Here is a 16,577-nt window from a genome sequence, read left to right on the forward strand (position 1 = left end):
GAGCTGCTGAGCAGCAAACGTGGTAATCCCGCACCGCTTCGGCTCGGCAATTCGGAAAACAATTCCCTTCATATTGTTCTGGTGGCTCCCCCGTATTTCGATATTCCGCCCGCCGGATACGGCGGCGTGGAGGCGGTGGTGGCCGCGCTGGCCGATGAACTGGTCGAACACGGGCATCGGGTGACCTTGCTGGGCGCGGGCCGGGCCGGCACCAAGGCCGATTTCGTGCGGGTGTGGGACGAGCCGCAGACCCAGCAGCTGGGCCAGCCGTATCCGGAGATCGTCAACGCGCTCAAGGCGTGGCAGGTGATCGAGGAGCTGCACCGGCGGCATCCCATCGACGTGGTGCACGACCACACCTTCGCCGGACCCGGCAATGCGGCGGCGTATCGCATGCTCGGCATTCCGACCGTGGTGACCGTGCACGGGCCCGTCGATGCCGAAATGCACGAGTACTACCGGGCATTCGATCGCAGTGTGCGGCTGGTGGCGATCAGCGACCGGCAGCGGGAACTGGCGCCGGACCTGAACTGGATCGGGCGCGTGCACAATGCGATCCGGCCCGAGGAATGGCCTTTCCGGCCGGAGAAAATGGATTACGCGCTGTTCCTGGGCCGGTACGCGCCGTACAAGGGGCCGCATCTGGCCCTCGAAGCCGCCCATGCCGCCGGCCTGCGGCTGATCCTGGCGGGCAAATGCAACGAGCCGCCCGAACGCGCCTTCTTCGACGAATTCGTGCGCCCGCTGCTGACCCCGGACGACGATGTGTTCGGTGAGGCCGACGCGACCGAGAAGCGGCAACTGCTGGCAGGTGCGCGCTGCCTGCTGTTCCCCATCCAATGGGAGGAACCGTTCGGCATCGTGATGATCGAGTCCATGGTGTGCGGCACTCCGGTGATCGCACTGCGCGGCGGCGCGGTCGAAGAGGTGATCGAGCACGGCGTCACCGGGTTCATCTGCGACGATCCCGACGAGCTGCCCGACGCCATCGCGCGCATCGGGGAGATCGATCCCTTCGCCTGCCGCGAACGCGTCGAGCGGCTCTTCGCCACCGACCGTTTCGCCGCCGGCTACGAAGCGGCCTACCATCGGGCCGTCGCCAAGGCCCCGAACCGGCCCGCGCACACCGTTATTCGCACCGCCGAACGCCGTCGTCCACCGGTGATCGCGCCCCGTGACACCGAGTTGCCGAGCGTGTACCCGTGACGGTGCTCAATGCCGGGCCGCCGACCCCCATCGACGGCGGCACCGGTCTCGTCACACTGGTGGAGGCGAGCACCTTCTGCCTGTCCGATCAGCTCGGCGACATCCACCCGGGCACCGCGCACGGCCTGTTCTATCGCGATGCCCGGGTGCTCACCCGCTGGGAACTACGCCTGGACGGGCAACCGCCGGAACAGCTTTCGGTGGTGCTGCGCGATCCGTACCGGGCGCGGTTCGTGGCGCGCAAACCACCACCGCACGGCGTGGCCGACGCGACCGTGCTGGTGCAGCGGCGGCGGATGATCGGCGAGGGCATGCGCGAGGCCATCACGGTGCACAATCTCGGGTCCGAGGACACCGCCATGACCGTAACCCTTACCGCCGACGCGGATTTCGCGGATCTGTTCGCGGTCAAGGAAGGCCGCGGACACGGGCACGGGTGCGAATACAGCGTGGCCGAAGGGGCGTTGCGGCTCACCGGGCGCAGCGGCTCCGGCCGCGAACTGGCCATCACCGCCGACGGGGAGCCGGAGATCCAGCCGGGATCGCTGTCGTGGCAGATCGTGGTGCCCGCGCGCGGGGCCTGGCATACCGTGGTGCACTGCCAGCCCATCGTCGAACATCATGCGGCGCCGATGAAATTCGATGCCACCGACGAGGACAGTCCGGCCTACAAGATCCGGCAGTGGCGGGCGACCACCACCGCGCTGACCGCCAGCGGCAGCGGGTTGAACACCATCCTGCAGCGCACCGAGACCGATCTGGGGGCGCTGCGGCTCGATGATCCAGAGGACGGGACGGCGTATGTGGCGGCGGGCGCGCCGTGGTTCATGGCGCTGTTCGGGCGTGACAGCCTGCTCACCTCGTGGATGGCATTGCTGCTCGATTCGGCGCTGGCCGTGGGGACGCTGCGGCAGCTGGCGAAACTGCAAGGGAAGGAAGATGATCCGGTCACCGAGGAGGAGCCGGGGCGGATCATGCACGAGCGGCGGTACGGGCCCGGTAGTGAGCGGGTGCTGGGCGGCAGCGTGTACTACGGCAGTGTCGATGCCACGCCGTTGTTCGTGATGCTGCTGGCCGAATGCCTGCGCTGGGGCGTGGAGCCGGGGGCGATCCGGGAACTGCTGCCGGCGGCCGATGCGGCGTTGACGTGGATCGATACGCTCGGGGACGGTGATGGGGACGGGTTCGTGGAGTATCGGCGCAAGACCGATCGCGGACTGGCGAATCAGGGGTGGAAGGACAGTTGGGACGCCGTCGGATTCGCCGATGGGCAGCTGGCCGAACCGCCCATCGCGTTGTGCGAGGTGCAGGGGTACACCTATGCCGCTCGGCTCGGACGGGCCGATCTGGCGGAGGCGTTCGGCGATCACGGCGCCGCGGCGCGGCTGCGGGAGTCGGCGCAGGAGTTGCGGGAGCGGTTCGACGAGGCGTTCTGGATGGCAGGCGAAGGGTGTTACGCGCTCGCCTTGGACGGCCGTAAACGGCAGGTCGATGCGGTGTCCAGTAATCCCGGGCATTGTCTGTGGACCGGGATCGTGCCCGATGAGCGCGCGGCCGAACTCGTGGAGCGGCTCGGGGGCGCGGATCTCAACAGCGGATTCGGTTTGCGCACACTGTCTTCCACCGCCAGCCGGTTCAATCCCATGGGATACCACAATGGTTCGGTGTGGCCGCACGACACCGCCATCGCGATCGCGGGGCTGCTGCGCTACCGGCATATTCCCGGTGCGATGCAGTTGGCCGAACGGCTGGCGACCGGGCTGCTCGAAGCGATTCTCGAGTACGGCGCGCGGCCGCCGGAGCTGTTCTGCGGGTTCGCGCGGACCGAATTCCGTTCGCCCGTACCGTATCCCACCTCGTGTTCGCCGCAGGCGTGGGCGAGCGCGGCGCCGCTGCTGCTCATGCGGTCCTTCCTCGGGTTGCAACCCGATGCGCCGAGCCGCACCCTGACCATCGCGCCGCGTCTGCCCGAACGCGCGGGCACGGTGCGGCTGGCGGACCTGCGGCTGGGGTCGGCGATCATCACCATCGAGGCCACCGGGACGAGCGCGAAAGTCATCGGGCTGCCTGATGATTGGCGGCTCGAGGAGCAGTGAGGGTCACTCGGCGGGCTTCACCACCGACCATTGGGTGACCGGGAGCTGGGGACGCCAGGAGGTGAAGCCGCCCAGGGGTTCGGCGCGATAGATCTGGAAGCGGCGCAGCGAACCACCGTGGGCGGCGGCCAGGCTCGTGACCAGGGCCTCGGATTCGGCGGTCACGGCGTTGGCCACCAGGCGGCCGCCGGGGCGCAAGCGCTCCCAGCATGAGTCGAACATGCCGGGCTGGGTGAGCCCGCCGCCGATGAACACCGCGTCCGGGGCCTTCAGATCGCCGAAGGATTCCGGGGCGGCGCCCAGGACCTCGATGCCCGGCACGCCGAGTTGCGCCGCGTTCTCCGTGATCTGCTTGCGGCGGCTGTCGTGCTGTTCGAAAGTCACTGCGCGGCACGAGGAATCGGTCCGGCACCATTCGATCGCGATCGTGCCGGAACCACCGCCCACATCCCACAGGAGTTCACCGGGCGCAGGAGCCAGCGCGGCGACGGTCAGGGTGCGCACCTCGGCCTTGGTGAGCTGACCGTCGCCGCCGTAGACCGTGTCGGGCAAGCCCGGCAGGCGAGTCAGCCGGACCGCCCCGGGATCCGATATCGCTTCGACCGCAACGATATTCAGCGCATCGCCTACAGGATGCGCCCAGTCCGCGGCGGTACCGTCGAATACGCGCTCCCCCGGCCCGCCCAGCTGTTCGAGCACGGTCAGCCGCGACCCGCCGAATCCATTGGCCGCCAAGAGGTTCGCCAGCTGCGCGGGCGTCGCCGCATCGGAACTGAGCACCAGCACGCGCCGGCCGTCCGCCAATTCCGGCAGCACCGTCTCGATCCGCCGCCCCACCGCACTCACCACCGGCGTCTCCGCCAACGCCCAGCCCAGCCGCGCACATGCCAGCGAAGCCGACGATGGTTGCGGCAGCACCCGCAGCGCTTTCGCGCCGACCAACCGCGCCAGCGTCACCCCGATCCCGTAGAACATGGGATCGCCACTGGCCAGCACACACATACGCCGCCCCGCGAATTGCCGCAGCAATCCCGGCAACGCGGGCACCAGCGGCGACGGCCACGCCACCCGCTCGGCACCACACGACTCATCGGGCACCAACTCCAGTTGCCGCCCGGACCCGAACAACACCTCCGCCGCCGCGATCTCCCGCCGCGCGGCCCCGCCCAGCCCATCGAACCCGTCCGCGCCGATACCGACCACGGCGATCACGCCCGCTCGAGGAGGCAACTCGAGAACGCCGTCACCACCGCTCGGCAGAGTCGATCCGGCCTCGCCATCGCCGCGGGATGAGGTCGCATCGGCGCTGGTGCCCGAGAACGAGCGACCTCCGCTCTCGTCCGGTTGCCGACCAGCGGTGGGGTCGCTCATCGCGGCGCTCGTCGCCACAACGACTGCGGGACAAGGCGCATGGCGATGAAGACCAGCTTCAGTCGCTTGGGCACCGTCACGATGCGCGACCGCTTGTACAGGCCCGCGATCACACCGTCGGCGACCTGGTCCGGAGTGCTGGACATGGGGGCCGGTTCCATGCCCGCCGTCATGCGGCCGATGACGAACCCGGAACGCACCAGGAGCAGGTGAATCCCGCTGCCGTGCAACGCATCCTGGAGGCCGTTGACGAAACCGTCCAGGCCCGCCTTGGCCGAACCGTAGACGTAGTTCGCCCGGCGCACCCGGATACCGGCGATCGAGCTGAACGCCACCAGCTGCCCATCTCCCTGCTCCCGCAGCAGATTCGCGAGCAGGGTCAGCATGTTCACCTGTGCCACATAGTCGGTGTGCACGATCGCCACCGCATGCGCCGGATCCTGTTCCGCGCGAGCCTGATCCCCGAGGATCCCGAACGCCAGCACCGCCACGCCGATCCGCCCGTGCTCGGCCACCACCCTCTCCAGCAGCGCCTGATGCCCACCAAGATCGTCGGCATCGAATTCGACCGTCTGCACCGCGCTGGCCTCGGCGGTCAGCAACTCACGTCGCTGCTTCTCCAGATCGTCGCTGCGGCGCGCCGCCAGAATCACCACACGCCCCGGTGCCAGCCGCCGAGCCACTTCGAGCCCGATCTCACTGCGTCCACCCAACAGCAGAATGACGCCCGCGTCGACGTCCCGTGATGATCCGAATGCCATGGCCCACAGTTTGCCATCCGCCCCGGAACACACCGCGTGGCGAGCGTGTCGAAACCGCCGATTGCTAGCGTCATGGCCATGACCACCACCTCCACCCGCCCCGGACTGACGCCGGCCGCCACCGAATTCGTCACCGAACGCCACCTGGCGACCCTCACCACCCTGCGCGCCAACGGCACCCCGCACGTGGTCGCGGTCGGGTTCACCTGGGATCCGGAAGCGGGCGTGGCGCGTGTGATCGCCGATGGCGCGTCGGTCAAGGTCCGCAACGCCCGGCGCTCGGGCTATGCCGCGGTCAGCCAGGTCGACGGAGCACGCTGGATCACCCTCGAGGGCAAAGCCACCGTGTACGACGACCCGGCTTCGGTCGCCGAGGCCGAGGAGCGCTACGCCGGCCGCTACCGGCAGCCGCGGGAAAACCCGACCCGCGTGGTCATCGCCATCACCGTGGAGAAGGTGCTCTCCAGCAGCGGCTTCAAGCCCACCGCTCCCTGAGCCGGACGCGGAGTGGGCTGCCGGGATCGGTTCGGTCCGGTTCTGGGCTACCCGTCGCCGACCGCTCGAAGGGATCCGGGATGATTCGGCGGTGATTCGTGTATTGGTCGCCGAGGATGTCCGTATCCTGCGCGAGGCGCTGATCGGCCTGCTCGCCCTCGAGGACGACCTCGAGGTGGTGGCCGGTGTGGAGTCCGGGGAGCAAGCCGTCGACGCGGCGATGCGGCACGGGGTGGACGTGGCGGTGCTCGATATCGAGCTGCCGGGGATGGACGGTTTGCAGGCGGCCGAGGTGTTGCGGGATCGGCTGCCCTCGTGCCGGGTGCTCATCCTGACCGGTGTCGGGCGGCCCGGGAATCTGCGCCGGGGTATCGCCGCCAAGGTCGCGGGGTTCATGCTCAAGGACGCGCGCCCACAGGATCTCGTCGACGCGATTCGCGTGGTGGCACGGGGTGGGCGGGTGCTGGATCCGCAACTCGCTTACGCGACACTGGATGTGGCCGACAGCCCGCTCACCGAACGCGAGACCGATGTGCTGCGCGAGCTGGCCACCGGCGCCTCACCGCGCGAGGTCGGCACCCGATTGCATTTGAGCTATGGCACGGTCCGGAACTATCTGGCGTCCGCGGTGACCAAACTCGACGCCCGCAATCGAGTGGATGCGATCAATCTCGCGACCGGAGCCGGCTGGCTGTGAGACGCACGCTCACCTGGGCAGGGTGGCGGTGAGGGTGAACCGGTCCGAATCCCGTTCCGTCGCAAGGTTTCCACCGGATTCGGTGAGGCGCACGGTCATATTGGTCAGGCCGGTGCCCTGACGTTCCAGGGGTACGGATGCCGCACGATTGTTGGTGATCTGCATCCGCATCGCGTTCTCGTCGGCCGTCACCCGGATCGAGGCCAGATCCGCTTCAGAGTGGCGCACGATATTGGTGACCGCCTCTCGCAGGACGATCGCGAGCACCCGGCTCTCGGGCGCATCCGGCGCGACATCGATGCTGACCTCGGCCCCGGTCGCCTCCAAAACCGAACGGGCACCGGCGATCTCCGCGGTCAAGGACAACTCGGCGGGCCCGCGCGTGATCGATCGAACCTCCTCGAGCGCCCGGCCAGCCAGATCTGCCAGCTGCCGTAGCTCGTCGGCGGATTCCGCGGACGGGCGGCGCGCGGCGAGTTCGGCGTTGAGGGTGAGCGCCGACAGGGTCTGCCCCAGCAGGTCGTGAACATCACGGGCGACTCGGAGTCGTTCGGCGACCACCGCCATCCGCAGCGCCTGCGCCCGGGTGCGCTGCAGCTCGCGATCGACTTCGGGGATGCGGCACAACACGTAGACGTAGGCGACCACGATCACCGACGTGACACTCCAGTAGATCCGCCACCCGAAATGAATACCGTCCCAATGGAAGGTCCAGGCGGCCGCCAGCGAACAGACCAGTACCAGCGCCCACGTCCAGATCGCTCGAATGCGAACGACCATGGCGCCGAACATCAGAAGGAACGGTGCGGCAGTGGCCGCCGGCCAGGCCGGGAGCACCAGGGCCGATCCGACGACCACACCGTGCAGCGAGAGCGTCCACGGCCAAGCGTGTGGTTGGGCAGGGGTCGTACGGGGCGCACCGTGATGAAGCTGAAGAGCACCCGAGATGATCATCAGGACAATGATCAGCACGAACTCACGGCGGCTCACCCCGAGCTGCGCGATGTTGATCAGCGGCATCAGACTGCAGTTGATCAGGAGAAAAAGCAGGAACCACCAGGCGAATCGCACCTCGGACGTTGGCGGCGGTGCGTCGCCGGTCGCCGGTACGGCGGCGCGCTGCGCGTCGGCGACCGATCGGACCGTCGTGAGCGCGTTTCTGCTCGACTCGGCGATACGGGTCAGTTCCACCCGGCCGGGTGCCTGGCGCAGCTGCCGGATGATCGCGCCGAGTTCGGCTCCGAGGGTGTCGTGCAACCGGGCCGCCGTGCGCAACTGCTCGGTGGCGACCGCGACGGCGGCCAGCTTCCGCCGTTCGCGAGCGGTTCGATCGAGCTGCCGGACCAGGTACACCGCGGCGTAGAAGGTGAGACCCACGTTGAGGTCCACGACGAGGGCACTGACCGCTCCGAACCAGCCGTCGAGTACCCGGTTCAGCACGGATTCGCCGACGACGACCGCGGCGAACAGCGGCCAGGCGAGGCGTGGGCGGAGGGTGAGCGCGATCGCCGCTCCGAGTAGACCCGCGACCGGTCCCCACGCGGCGCCGAGCCACAGGTAGGGCGCGAAGACCAGGATCGCTTGGAGACCGAGCAATGCCGTCGGCCGCCATCGCCCGAGACTGATCACCGCTTGCAGCGCGATGATCGCCATCAGAACGATCGTGCCGATGCTCGTGAAAGGCGATGCCTCGCTGATCAGTGCGCCGGTCCGGGCCACCAGCTGCCCGAGCAGCATCACCGCCACAAGTATCCATCCGGGCTGTCGGCCCACCGCTCGCCTCCAGCACCGGTCGTTCGCATCACGCAGGAATGTGCATTTTGCACGGGCATTGCTGCATCGGACACTGCCGCTCAGCTACCTGCGCGGCGAACACTACTCATATGACGGAAATTCAGCCATTCAAGATCGACATCCCCCAGGCCGACATCGATGACCTGCGTGATCGCCTGCGCCGCACCCGATGGACCGGCGAGCTTCCCGGCCAGGGCTGGGACCGAGGCGTACCCGTGGACTACCTCCAGCAGCTCGCCGGTTACTGGGCCGACGGCTTCGACTGGCGCACCGCCGAAGCCGAACTGAACGAGCTACCCCAGTTCACCACCGAAATCGACGGCCAGACAATCCATTTCGCGCACGTGCGATCGGACAACCCCGAGGCCGTTCCGCTGCTGCTCCTGCACGACTGGCCCGCCTCGTTCATGATCTTCCGCGAGGTCGTCGAACCGCTCTCGCGGGACTTCCACCTCGTAATTCCCAGCATCCCCGGCGTCGCGTTCTCCGGTCCGCTCGCCACCGCCGGCTGGCACGCCGGGCGGATCGCCGCCGCGTTCATCGAACTCATGTCCCGCCTCGGGTACCAGCGGTACGGCGTGCAAGGGCAGGGCGGCGGCGCCTGGGACGCGGTCGAAATCGGACGGCAGGCGCCCGAACGCGTTGTCGGCGTGCATGTCAACGGCCATGTCACCTTCCCGATCGGGCAGGACGGCGAGATGGACGGCCTGACCGACGCCGAGATGGCGCGCCTGGGCAAACTGCAGCACTTCCGCGACGACATGATGGGCTTCGCCATCCAGCAGTCCACCCGCCCGCAGACCCTGGCCTACGGTCTGCACGATTCCCCGGTCGGTCAGCTCGCGTGGATCGTGGAGAAGTTCCGTGAATGGACCGACCCCGCCGTCGAACTGCCCGAGGACGCGATCGGCCGGGACAATCTGCTCACCAATGTGAGCCTCTACTGGTTCACTGGCACCGCCGGATCATCGGCCGGCCTCTATTTCGACAACGCCCACAACCCCGAGGCCTGGACCCCACGCGAGCCTGGGATCGTGCCGACCGGAGTGGCCTTGGCACCGACCGACATCACCATCCGCCGCTTCGCCGAACGCGATGCGCCCGTGACTCATTGGACCGAACTCGAACAGGGCGGCAACTTCCTGCCGATGGAACAGCCCGAACCCTTCGTCGCAGATGTGCGTGCGTTCTTCCGGGGACTGGGCGCTATCGAATGACGGCGGACCCGGAGGGCCGCGCAACGGTCACTCCGTGGCTCGTCGTGCCGGACACCGCGGCCTTACTCGAATTTCTTATTGCAGTCTTCCGCGCCGTGGAACTGGTGCGCATCCTCGACGACGCTGGAGCCGTCAGCCATGCGGAAGCCCGCATCGGAAACACGGTGGTGACTATGTTCGATCGCAAGCCGCAATGGTCACTTGCACCGCAGTTCCTGCGGGTCGATATCGACGACACCGCAGCCGTCTACACCAAGGCACTCGGCGCCGGGGCGCGGTCGATCACCGAACCCACCGCGCTGGCCTTCGGTGAACTCGTCGCTCGCTTCGCCGATCCCTGGGACAACATCTGGTCGGTACATCAGCGGCTCGAGAAAGTGACAGCGGAAACAATGGCCGGCCGCTGGCAGGACCCCGCCTATGCGCGCAATCTGCGCTACACCCGCGAGTCCCTGCACCGCGAACTCGACAGCGGGGCAACACAATCCCCGTTCGACTGAATTCGATCCGGAGTTCAAGAGCGCCGACGCCCGCAGCGCCGACCAGTGTGGTCGGCGCTGCGGCACGACGGTCTGTTCCCCTGGTTCCCAGCACCAGGGTGTTCGTCGTTCCGCATTGGCCCACAACATAATCAGGCCGATACGATTAGGGCAATCGCCCGATGGCAGCTGGTCTCCCTGCGCAATAGCATCGAGCGTGTCGCAGGGGAGAAAACGCCCTGCACTTCACTCCCAGGATGGTCCACTGTGCGCTGGATACGATCAGGCGTCTTCGCCGATCCGCCACTGGAACTCACAGACGCGGAACGCAAACGGGGTGAGCGGGCAGCCCAGAAAGCGGCCCGAGAGGCGCGGAAGTCCCTGGCAAGGACGAAGCGGTCCCAGTATCGACGCTACCGGAAATCGGCCGGCGACAGGTATCTGGACTGGCCGCGGTGGCGCATCGCCTACGTCGACGAATATCGACGCGGACCGCTCCCCGAGTCCACCAGGGGTGGCATCTCCGCAGGGGACAGTTTCATGGGGAGCTGACGGGCGGCGCGGCCGCTGCGAAGTCATCCAGACCATTGAGTCGTGTGTTCTGTGCAGCCCGAATCAACCAGCGCCCCGACTGTTGTACGAGTATCGCGGTGATGAGACCACGGCGATCCTCGCCTACCGGAGAGCCCGGCAGGACGTGATCGGGCCACGCCCATACGGTGTGCACCAACATCACTCCCGGAGTAAGCGGCTGGATGCCGACAACCGTTTGGCTGTAATTCTTCTTCTGCGCCAGCACGGATTCGGGTACATCCTCGTGTCCACGCACGTTCTCTTCCCTCGATCGCCACCACACACCCCGATGGGTGATGAAGTCGCAGTCCTCGGTGAACAGCTCCCCCCACTCCCCCATCCTGTGCTGAACCCAGAGCTCGGTGTAGCGATCGAACAGTTCTCGGATCACCTCGGTGTCATCAAGCATGAATCGATCGTGAAACATCAACCATAGTTGAGGTCAAGTCGGTCTCTTGCCGAATACAGGACACTTACCCGGTGTATTCCGTTGCTGCATATGGTCATTCGTCCAGCGATACCCTGGGCCTGTCCACATGGATCGACGAGGGAGGCACGTCATGACCGAGAAGGAACCAGCACCGAAAGACCCGGGCCCGGTGAACGCCACGGAAGATCACGCCGAAACCGAGGACAGCAATGCCATCCCCGAGAAAAAGCAAGAGGGGCCGACGGTACGGGTTTCACCGGTCGTCGATTACGGCATCTGAGGTAGCGCTTGCTGCTTGATCCTCCGCGCCTGAACGGCGCAGGCCAGTGCACTGTCCTGCCGCGAGGCGCGCGGTTCGAGACGGCCAAGCGGTCGGCCCCAAAGATCGACGGGCCGACCGTTTTCGATCTTCGTACCCACCCCGCCTCAGTTGCCCCGAACGTCCTGCACTACCGAATGAGCAGGTCAACTAGTCCGGCGAAAACACCATGGTCGCCTTGGTCCCCGAACCGATAGGCTTCCCTTCGTCATCGTAGACATCCACGCGCAGGGTCTCTCCTTCGTAGGCGTGAGACAGGTGCGGAACGTCGATATTCAGCCGCCGAGCCTCGAGTGCTGTTTTCGGAACTGCCTGAAGCTCAGGGATGTTGGGGAGTATCCATCGGTACGAGAAGTTGCCCTCCACCGGCCCCTCCGGCCCGATCACATTTGCCGTCAAGTCGCTGCGCTGCCCGGATCGCAGAAAGGTCGAGCCTGATATCACAACGGAGCGCTCAGCAGTCGTCATGGCCGGATGCTACCGAACCCTGACTACAGCTGTGCGGGGCTGCGGAGTTGAACGCACCATGATTCCGCGACCCGGGTGTTGGTCGGCCATCCAAACTGTTTGGCCGATAGCGCTTCCGAGTGCGCGCTATTGCCGATGGTCGCGCCAATCGGAGAGGCCTGCGAAGCGCACGGAAGATCAACGGGTTGTGCTGTTTCCGGTACGGCACAGGGCGTGATCGACCAGGGCCATGGCGGTGTTCTCCTGGGCGATCTGATGGTCTTCGGTGTCCTGCAGGAGGGTGGACATGGACACCACGACGCTGCGCGTGCCGTCATCGGTGACGCCGTCTCTGGTCTTGTAGCCGGGGATGTCGCCGCCGTGCATCCAATATCTTCCACCGCAGGACAATTCGATCGAGAACAGGCCCAGGCCGTAGCGGGCTCCGGGGAAGATCGATTTGACCTCGGGGTCGGTGTCGACGGTCGTCTTCATTTCGGCGAGTTGTTCGGGGCGCAGGAGTTTGCCGCCGAGCAATGCCCGGAAGAAGGTGTTGAGGTCTGCGGTGGTGGTGATCAGCGCGCCGGCGGCGGCGGCGAATACGCCGATCCGGTTGTCGGTGGTATCGACCAGTCCACCCGTGGGCCATTGCGTGTATCCGGTGGCGTGCGGGGCGGGAACCGTGACCGCGCTGCCGGGGTAGCTGGTGTGCGCGAGGCCGAGCGGGGTGATGATTCTGTGGTCGACTTCCTCGTACCACGGTGTGTCGGTGACTTTCTCGATGATCATGCCCGCCAGCAGGTAGCCGGTGTTGCTGTAACTCCAGCCGCTTCCGGGGGCGAAGTTCGGCGGGCTCTGTACGGCGGCGGCCACCACCTGATCGGCCGGAGGTGGTGTGGTGAGGGCATAGCGGTGAAAATCCTCCGGGGAGGCCAGCTCGTACGGATTCGGGTACGTCAGTCCGCTGGTGTGGTTGAGCAATTGGCGCACCGTGATCTTGGTGCCGTCGTTGCCGTTACCGTGCACCACGCCCGGCAACCACTTCTCGACTGTGTCATCCAGGGCGATTTTGCCCTCACCTACCAGCTGTAGCAGCACGGTGGCGGTGAATGTCTTTGTCGCGCTCGCGGTCCGGAAGTACCCCTCGCCCGAGACCGGACTCCGACTCACGGTATCGGCGACACCACTGGTCACCACCGTGCTCTTGCCGTCAGCGGCGACCAGCCTGGCCTGCACACCCGTGATACCGACGTCACGAATCGCGTCGGCATCGCGTTGCAACGTGGTCGCGTCGGCCGCGGTGGCCGATGTCGTCGCACTGGGTGCGGCGACAGGCCGGTCGGGCTGGCAGGCGGTCGTCACGAAAGCCGCGACGACCAGCATCGACCCGGCGGTGCCAAACATCTTCGATCTCAACGGATTCCCTTCGGGCAATCAGGCAGTTACAACACCACCACGGTAGGATTCCGCGCCGCCGCGCTCCATCCCGCCGAGACCTCGATCGCCACTACAGTCAGCGCCCCGTCCACGGTGGTGCCAGCACTACCCTGCCGGTCTTCCTCCAATCAGATAGGCATCCCGCGAACATACTCATCTGCCGCTGATCGCTCGGTCCGCGGCGGCCAGCGCCGCCAACTGAAGATCAACGGCCCCGGTACATCTCGGGGCCGTCGCTGTGTCCGCCCATGCCGAATTTCGCTCGGTTGTTCGCAGCACAGATTCAGGGCCGCATTCAGCGAGGTCTGAGCTCCTCAGCTATTTGATCGAGGCTTGCCACTGTGATGTTCCAGCGATCCTCGTCCTTGTAGTCGAAGTCAGCACGAAGAACCAGATCGGATCGATTGATCTGGAGTAGACAAGACTTCCAGCTGGCATCGCCTTGCGCCGACATCGCAGCCCGTAGCTCCGCAACGCGTTCCAGAACATCCCAAGAGTCGGGCATGTTTCCCTCCCAGCCACCGTCGGCGGTATACACCCAGCCCCACAAGGACGAAGTGCCTCGACCGAACGCCACTACCACGGTGATCCCGCTCCAGTCGACTTGTTCGTACGCCGAGTCGCCGACGATCAGCTCACAAATTTCGATCCGCAGCTTATCGACGCCATCGTCGCCGAGCGACCTCGCCATCGCCAGCCCCTCCCTGTCACCACATGCACGTCGATCGATATACCGATTCGGAGACTACAGAACGGAGGGCTTAGAACGCCCGGTCATGCCGCTGATAAGGCTGTTCGAATCGAGCGAGCCATGTGGGATGTGATCGGAGACATGCCCGCTTCGGGCACCTTCGCTGATTGTCCGGAATAGTCTCGGGCCGGGAGGTGGTCAATGTGATCGGTCACAAGCGAGGTGTCGTCGCCTCTGAGGTGCGGGAGATTCTGAACTACTTCGGCAAGTGCCCAATCTGTGGGCACCCGGCGCGTGCATGGCACATCACCGCGGAGTTCGACGACAACCAAGTCGAGAGCCAAGATGTCGCGGAGTGCGGTGGTTGGTGCGGCTGGAAGGGCCCAGTCCGACCGGTCGCGATGACCGCCGGCGCATTGGTGCTCACCAAGGAGCGCAAGGAGTTCAGAGCAGTCCCCCTGGGTCTTCCTTCAGCCTGAAGGGCGAACATCCTGCATTACCGCTTACAAGGCCGTTCGCTGTGTTCCGAGTCCTCGCCTCAGGGTGAGTTTTAACTCGGGTGGATGACCATGACGCCCTTAGGCTGAGCAAGTAAGCGACTGGGAAGGGGAGCCCATGGCCAAGCAGTTCCCGCATCTGGATGAACCCTTGCGGCGTTCATCGAGGCGCAAGCGATGTTCTTCGTCGCCACGGCACCGTCACAGGGCGGACGAGTCAATCTGTCGCCCAAGGGATATCAGGACACCTTCGCGGTACTCGACGATCACACTGTCGCCTACCTCGATCTGTTCGGCAGCGGCGTGGAGACCATCTCGCACCTGCGCGAGAACGGCCGCATCACGATCATGTTCTGCTCGTTCACCCGCAACTCCCGGATTCTGCGGCTGTTCGGCGCAGGGCGCGTAGTACGACCGGACGACCCCGAATTCCTAGAGCTACGAACGAATTTCGGACTCGACCATCCGGGTATCCGCGCAGTCATCGTCGTCCACCTCGAGCGCATCGCCGATTCGTGTGGGTACTCCGTCCCCTATTACGAGCTCATTGGTGAACGGCCAGTCCTCGACTCCCATCACGCCAGGCAACCAGAGGAGAAATTCGCGGGACGGATCGCCGGAGACAACGGACACAGCATCGACGGCCTCCCCGCACTGGATCCGGACCATCCGGTGCCATCCCAGGTGCCTCGCTAGGAACCATCGGAACGCAATCTTCCCGCTCCTCCCCTCCAGCATCTAGCCCAGAACTTCGAACAAGCTTGTACCGCAACGGAAGCCGGACAAGTCAGTGGTCTGCGCAATGATGATGGCCATGAACGCAGGACTACTTACCGACGTCTGGCGGCGGCTGCTCGCCGACCCCCCGCAAGTCGTGGGTGCTTTTCGAGCACGGCACCTGTGTCGTGCTCACCGCTCCGGACGGGGATCTTGCCGAGCAAGCCACCACGATCCTGGCGAAGTTCGGCCCCGTTCGTGCCGGATCGGCGGCAGGCGATTTCGGCGTGATCAATCCCAAGGATGTGGAGGGATGGGTGGTCACCGGGCACCACAACGATGTCCTCACCTACGTCGGTCCCGATGAGCCCCAGGATCGTTCGCAGATAGCAGTCGGGCTGTGCGGTCGTACCAAGCGCCATCGGGACGGCACCGAGCTGCACGTCGTCCATGTCGAGGACCGGCGGTCGAATACCCCTGATCCGAAGGAGGAATGATGGCTCGCGAGCATCGGGTGAGCGCGGACCGGGCCGCCCTGGCCGGCCTCGAGGATGTGCTGACGTGCACCGGGCCGACTTGCGGTGACACTATCGACTGGAGTTCCTGCGCAATCTCTTTCCCGGCCGACTACCGCGCCTTCGTGACCGCCTTCGGCGACGGCTCGATCGAGGACATCATCAGCATTCTCGTCCCTGATGTCGCCTCGGCCCAGCCGCACGCCGCTACGCTCGCGCGGATGTCGGACGCAGCGGCCGAGTGGGAGGACCCGCTCGGTTGGGAGTACGAGTGGGCTCCGGCGGACCGGGGCCGGTATGAGCGAGCGGACCTGCTCATCTGGGGCGGAACCTGTACCGGTGACACGCTGTGCTGGGTTACGACCGACCCGGACCCGGATCGATGGCCGGTCGCGGTCTACGCGCGAGGGCGGCTCGAGTGGGCGGTGTATCCGTGCGGCATGGCCGAGTTCCTGGTGAAGCTGCTGCGCAACGAGTGGCCGCGGAACCCGATCAGCGATGATTCGTTCGAAAACATTGTGGCCCCACGCTTCCAACACGAGAAGGACGAGTCGGCCGCGTATGCGGTTGGGGTTGATCCCTGGGAGCCATCGGAAGCCACGTAGAACACGCACACGGTTGAGCTGTTGCGTGCGGAACCGTCTACGATTTCCTGCTGCGCATGCCGTCGTACGCCGCGTCGGCAGTAGCCGTCCAGTCAACTTCGAGCTGTCGAGAATGTTGTCGTCGCGGTAGCGGCCGAGCAGCTCGTACATTTCGTCGCCGCAACGCGGCCCACACCGCTCACCATGATCGCGTGGACAGGCCAAACGGGTCACTTACCGAGATCGCCGAT

Annotated in this window: 18 protein-coding genes; 11 read left to right on the forward strand and 7 right to left on the reverse strand. The window is 66.0% G+C overall.

Annotation, left to right across the window (positions count from 1 at the left end):
- The first annotated feature begins 81 nt into the window (after nt 1-81).
- Nucleotides 82-1,206: a glycosyltransferase family 4 protein gene (locus LTV02_RS13315; protein WP_408639359.1), complete on the forward strand. Its 1,125-nt coding sequence runs from the start codon at nt 82-84 to the stop codon at nt 1,204-1,206.
- Entirely contained in the window at nt 1,203-3,302 is a 2,100-nt protein-coding gene (locus LTV02_RS13320) for an amylo-alpha-1,6-glucosidase (RefSeq protein ID WP_233040310.1), read from the forward strand. Before LTV02_RS13315 ends, LTV02_RS13320 begins: the two co-directional genes overlap by 4 nt.
- A gap of 3 nt (nt 3,303-3,305) precedes the next feature.
- On the opposite strand, the gene cbiE is transcribed toward LTV02_RS13320, so the two are convergent.
- Together cbiE and LTV02_RS13330 are read right to left on the reverse strand one after the other, a co-directional pair.
- Nucleotides 3,306-4,673, reverse strand: a complete 1,368-nt coding sequence (gene cbiE / locus LTV02_RS13325) for a precorrin-6y C5,15-methyltransferase (decarboxylating) subunit CbiE (RefSeq protein WP_233040311.1) — start codon at nt 4,671-4,673, stop codon at nt 3,306-3,308.
- The gene (locus LTV02_RS13330; RefSeq protein ID WP_233040312.1) at nt 4,670-5,434 is read right to left on the reverse strand and encodes an SDR family NAD(P)-dependent oxidoreductase; all 765 of its coding nucleotides are present in this window, start codon (nt 5,432-5,434) and stop codon (nt 4,670-4,672) included. Before LTV02_RS13330 ends, cbiE begins: the two co-directional genes overlap by 4 nt.
- A 78-nt stretch (nt 5,435-5,512) precedes the next feature.
- Here LTV02_RS13330 and LTV02_RS13335 point away from each other — a divergent pair, with 78 nt between their 5' ends.
- Both LTV02_RS13335 and LTV02_RS13340 read left to right on the forward strand, forming a co-directional pair.
- Nucleotides 5,513-5,929, forward strand: a complete 417-nt coding sequence (locus LTV02_RS13335; protein ID WP_269821625.1) for a PPOX class F420-dependent oxidoreductase — start codon at nt 5,513-5,515, stop codon at nt 5,927-5,929.
- Nucleotides 5,930-6,020: 91 nt separating this feature from the next.
- Complete coding sequence (locus tag LTV02_RS13340; RefSeq protein WP_233040314.1) at nt 6,021-6,626, forward strand: response regulator transcription factor; 606 nt, start codon at nt 6,021-6,023, stop codon at nt 6,624-6,626.
- A 9-nt stretch (nt 6,627-6,635) separates the two neighbouring features.
- Here the strand turns inward: LTV02_RS13340 and LTV02_RS13345 are convergent, their stop codons facing one another.
- Nucleotides 6,636-8,399, reverse strand: coding sequence for a sensor histidine kinase (locus tag LTV02_RS13345; protein WP_233040315.1), 1,764 nt, complete (start codon nt 8,397-8,399; stop codon nt 6,636-6,638).
- Between the two features lie 110 nt (nt 8,400-8,509).
- Here LTV02_RS13345 and LTV02_RS13350 point away from each other — a divergent pair, with 110 nt between their 5' ends.
- Both LTV02_RS13350 and LTV02_RS13355 read left to right on the forward strand, forming a co-directional pair.
- Nucleotides 8,510-9,637, forward strand: a complete 1,128-nt coding sequence (locus tag LTV02_RS13350; protein WP_233040316.1) for an epoxide hydrolase family protein — start codon at nt 8,510-8,512, stop codon at nt 9,635-9,637.
- Complete coding sequence (locus tag LTV02_RS13355; RefSeq protein WP_233040317.1) at nt 9,634-10,137, forward strand: VOC family protein; 504 nt, start codon at nt 9,634-9,636, stop codon at nt 10,135-10,137. Before LTV02_RS13350 ends, LTV02_RS13355 begins: the two co-directional genes overlap by 4 nt.
- Before the next feature lie 517 nt (nt 10,138-10,654).
- On the opposite strand, the gene LTV02_RS13360 is transcribed toward LTV02_RS13355, so the two are convergent.
- Nucleotides 10,655-11,098, reverse strand: a complete 444-nt coding sequence (locus LTV02_RS13360) for an SgcJ/EcaC family oxidoreductase (RefSeq protein ID WP_233040318.1) — start codon at nt 11,096-11,098, stop codon at nt 10,655-10,657.
- Nucleotides 11,099-11,249: 151 nt separating this feature from the next.
- On the opposite strand from LTV02_RS13360, the gene LTV02_RS13365 reads away from it, so the two are divergent.
- A complete protein-coding gene (locus tag LTV02_RS13365; protein ID WP_233040319.1) occupies nt 11,250-11,399 on the forward strand; it encodes a hypothetical protein in 150 nt (49 codons plus the stop codon).
- Between the two features lie 189 nt (nt 11,400-11,588).
- Here the strand turns inward: LTV02_RS13365 and LTV02_RS13370 are convergent, their stop codons facing one another.
- The 3 genes from LTV02_RS13370 to LTV02_RS13380 form a co-directional block, all read right to left on the reverse strand.
- Nucleotides 11,589-11,906: a hypothetical protein gene (locus LTV02_RS13370; RefSeq protein WP_233040320.1), complete on the reverse strand. Its 318-nt coding sequence runs from the start codon at nt 11,904-11,906 to the stop codon at nt 11,589-11,591.
- 177 nt (nt 11,907-12,083) lie between these two features.
- Nucleotides 12,084-13,289: a serine hydrolase domain-containing protein gene (locus tag LTV02_RS13375; protein ID WP_233040321.1), complete on the reverse strand. Its 1,206-nt coding sequence runs from the start codon at nt 13,287-13,289 to the stop codon at nt 12,084-12,086.
- A 328-nt stretch (nt 13,290-13,617) separates the two neighbouring features.
- On the reverse strand, nt 13,618-14,013 hold the full coding sequence (locus LTV02_RS13380) for a hypothetical protein (protein ID WP_233040322.1): 396 nt from the start codon (nt 14,011-14,013) through the stop codon (nt 13,618-13,620).
- A 203-nt stretch (nt 14,014-14,216) separates the two neighbouring features.
- On the opposite strand from LTV02_RS13380, the gene LTV02_RS13385 reads away from it, so the two are divergent.
- From LTV02_RS13385 to LTV02_RS13400, 4 genes are all read left to right on the forward strand, one after another.
- Nucleotides 14,217-14,492: a hypothetical protein gene (locus tag LTV02_RS13385; RefSeq protein ID WP_233040323.1), complete on the forward strand. Its 276-nt coding sequence runs from the start codon at nt 14,217-14,219 to the stop codon at nt 14,490-14,492.
- A gap of 195 nt (nt 14,493-14,687) precedes the next feature.
- Nucleotides 14,688-15,206: a pyridoxamine 5'-phosphate oxidase family protein gene (locus tag LTV02_RS13390; protein WP_233040324.1), complete on the forward strand. Its 519-nt coding sequence runs from the start codon at nt 14,688-14,690 to the stop codon at nt 15,204-15,206.
- Nucleotides 15,207-15,388: 182 nt separating this feature from the next.
- Nucleotides 15,389-15,724: a hypothetical protein gene (locus LTV02_RS13395; RefSeq protein ID WP_233040325.1), complete on the forward strand. Its 336-nt coding sequence runs from the start codon at nt 15,389-15,391 to the stop codon at nt 15,722-15,724.
- Nucleotides 15,724-16,347, forward strand: a complete 624-nt coding sequence (locus LTV02_RS13400) for a hypothetical protein (RefSeq protein ID WP_233040326.1) — start codon at nt 15,724-15,726, stop codon at nt 16,345-16,347. The genes LTV02_RS13395 and LTV02_RS13400 overlap by 1 nt, the downstream gene beginning before the upstream one ends.
- Nucleotides 16,348-16,577: the final 230 nt, after the last annotated feature.

This window comes from Nocardia yamanashiensis, from assembly GCF_021183565.1.
Lineage (GTDB): Bacteria > Actinomycetota > Actinomycetes > Mycobacteriales > Mycobacteriaceae > Nocardia > Nocardia yamanashiensis.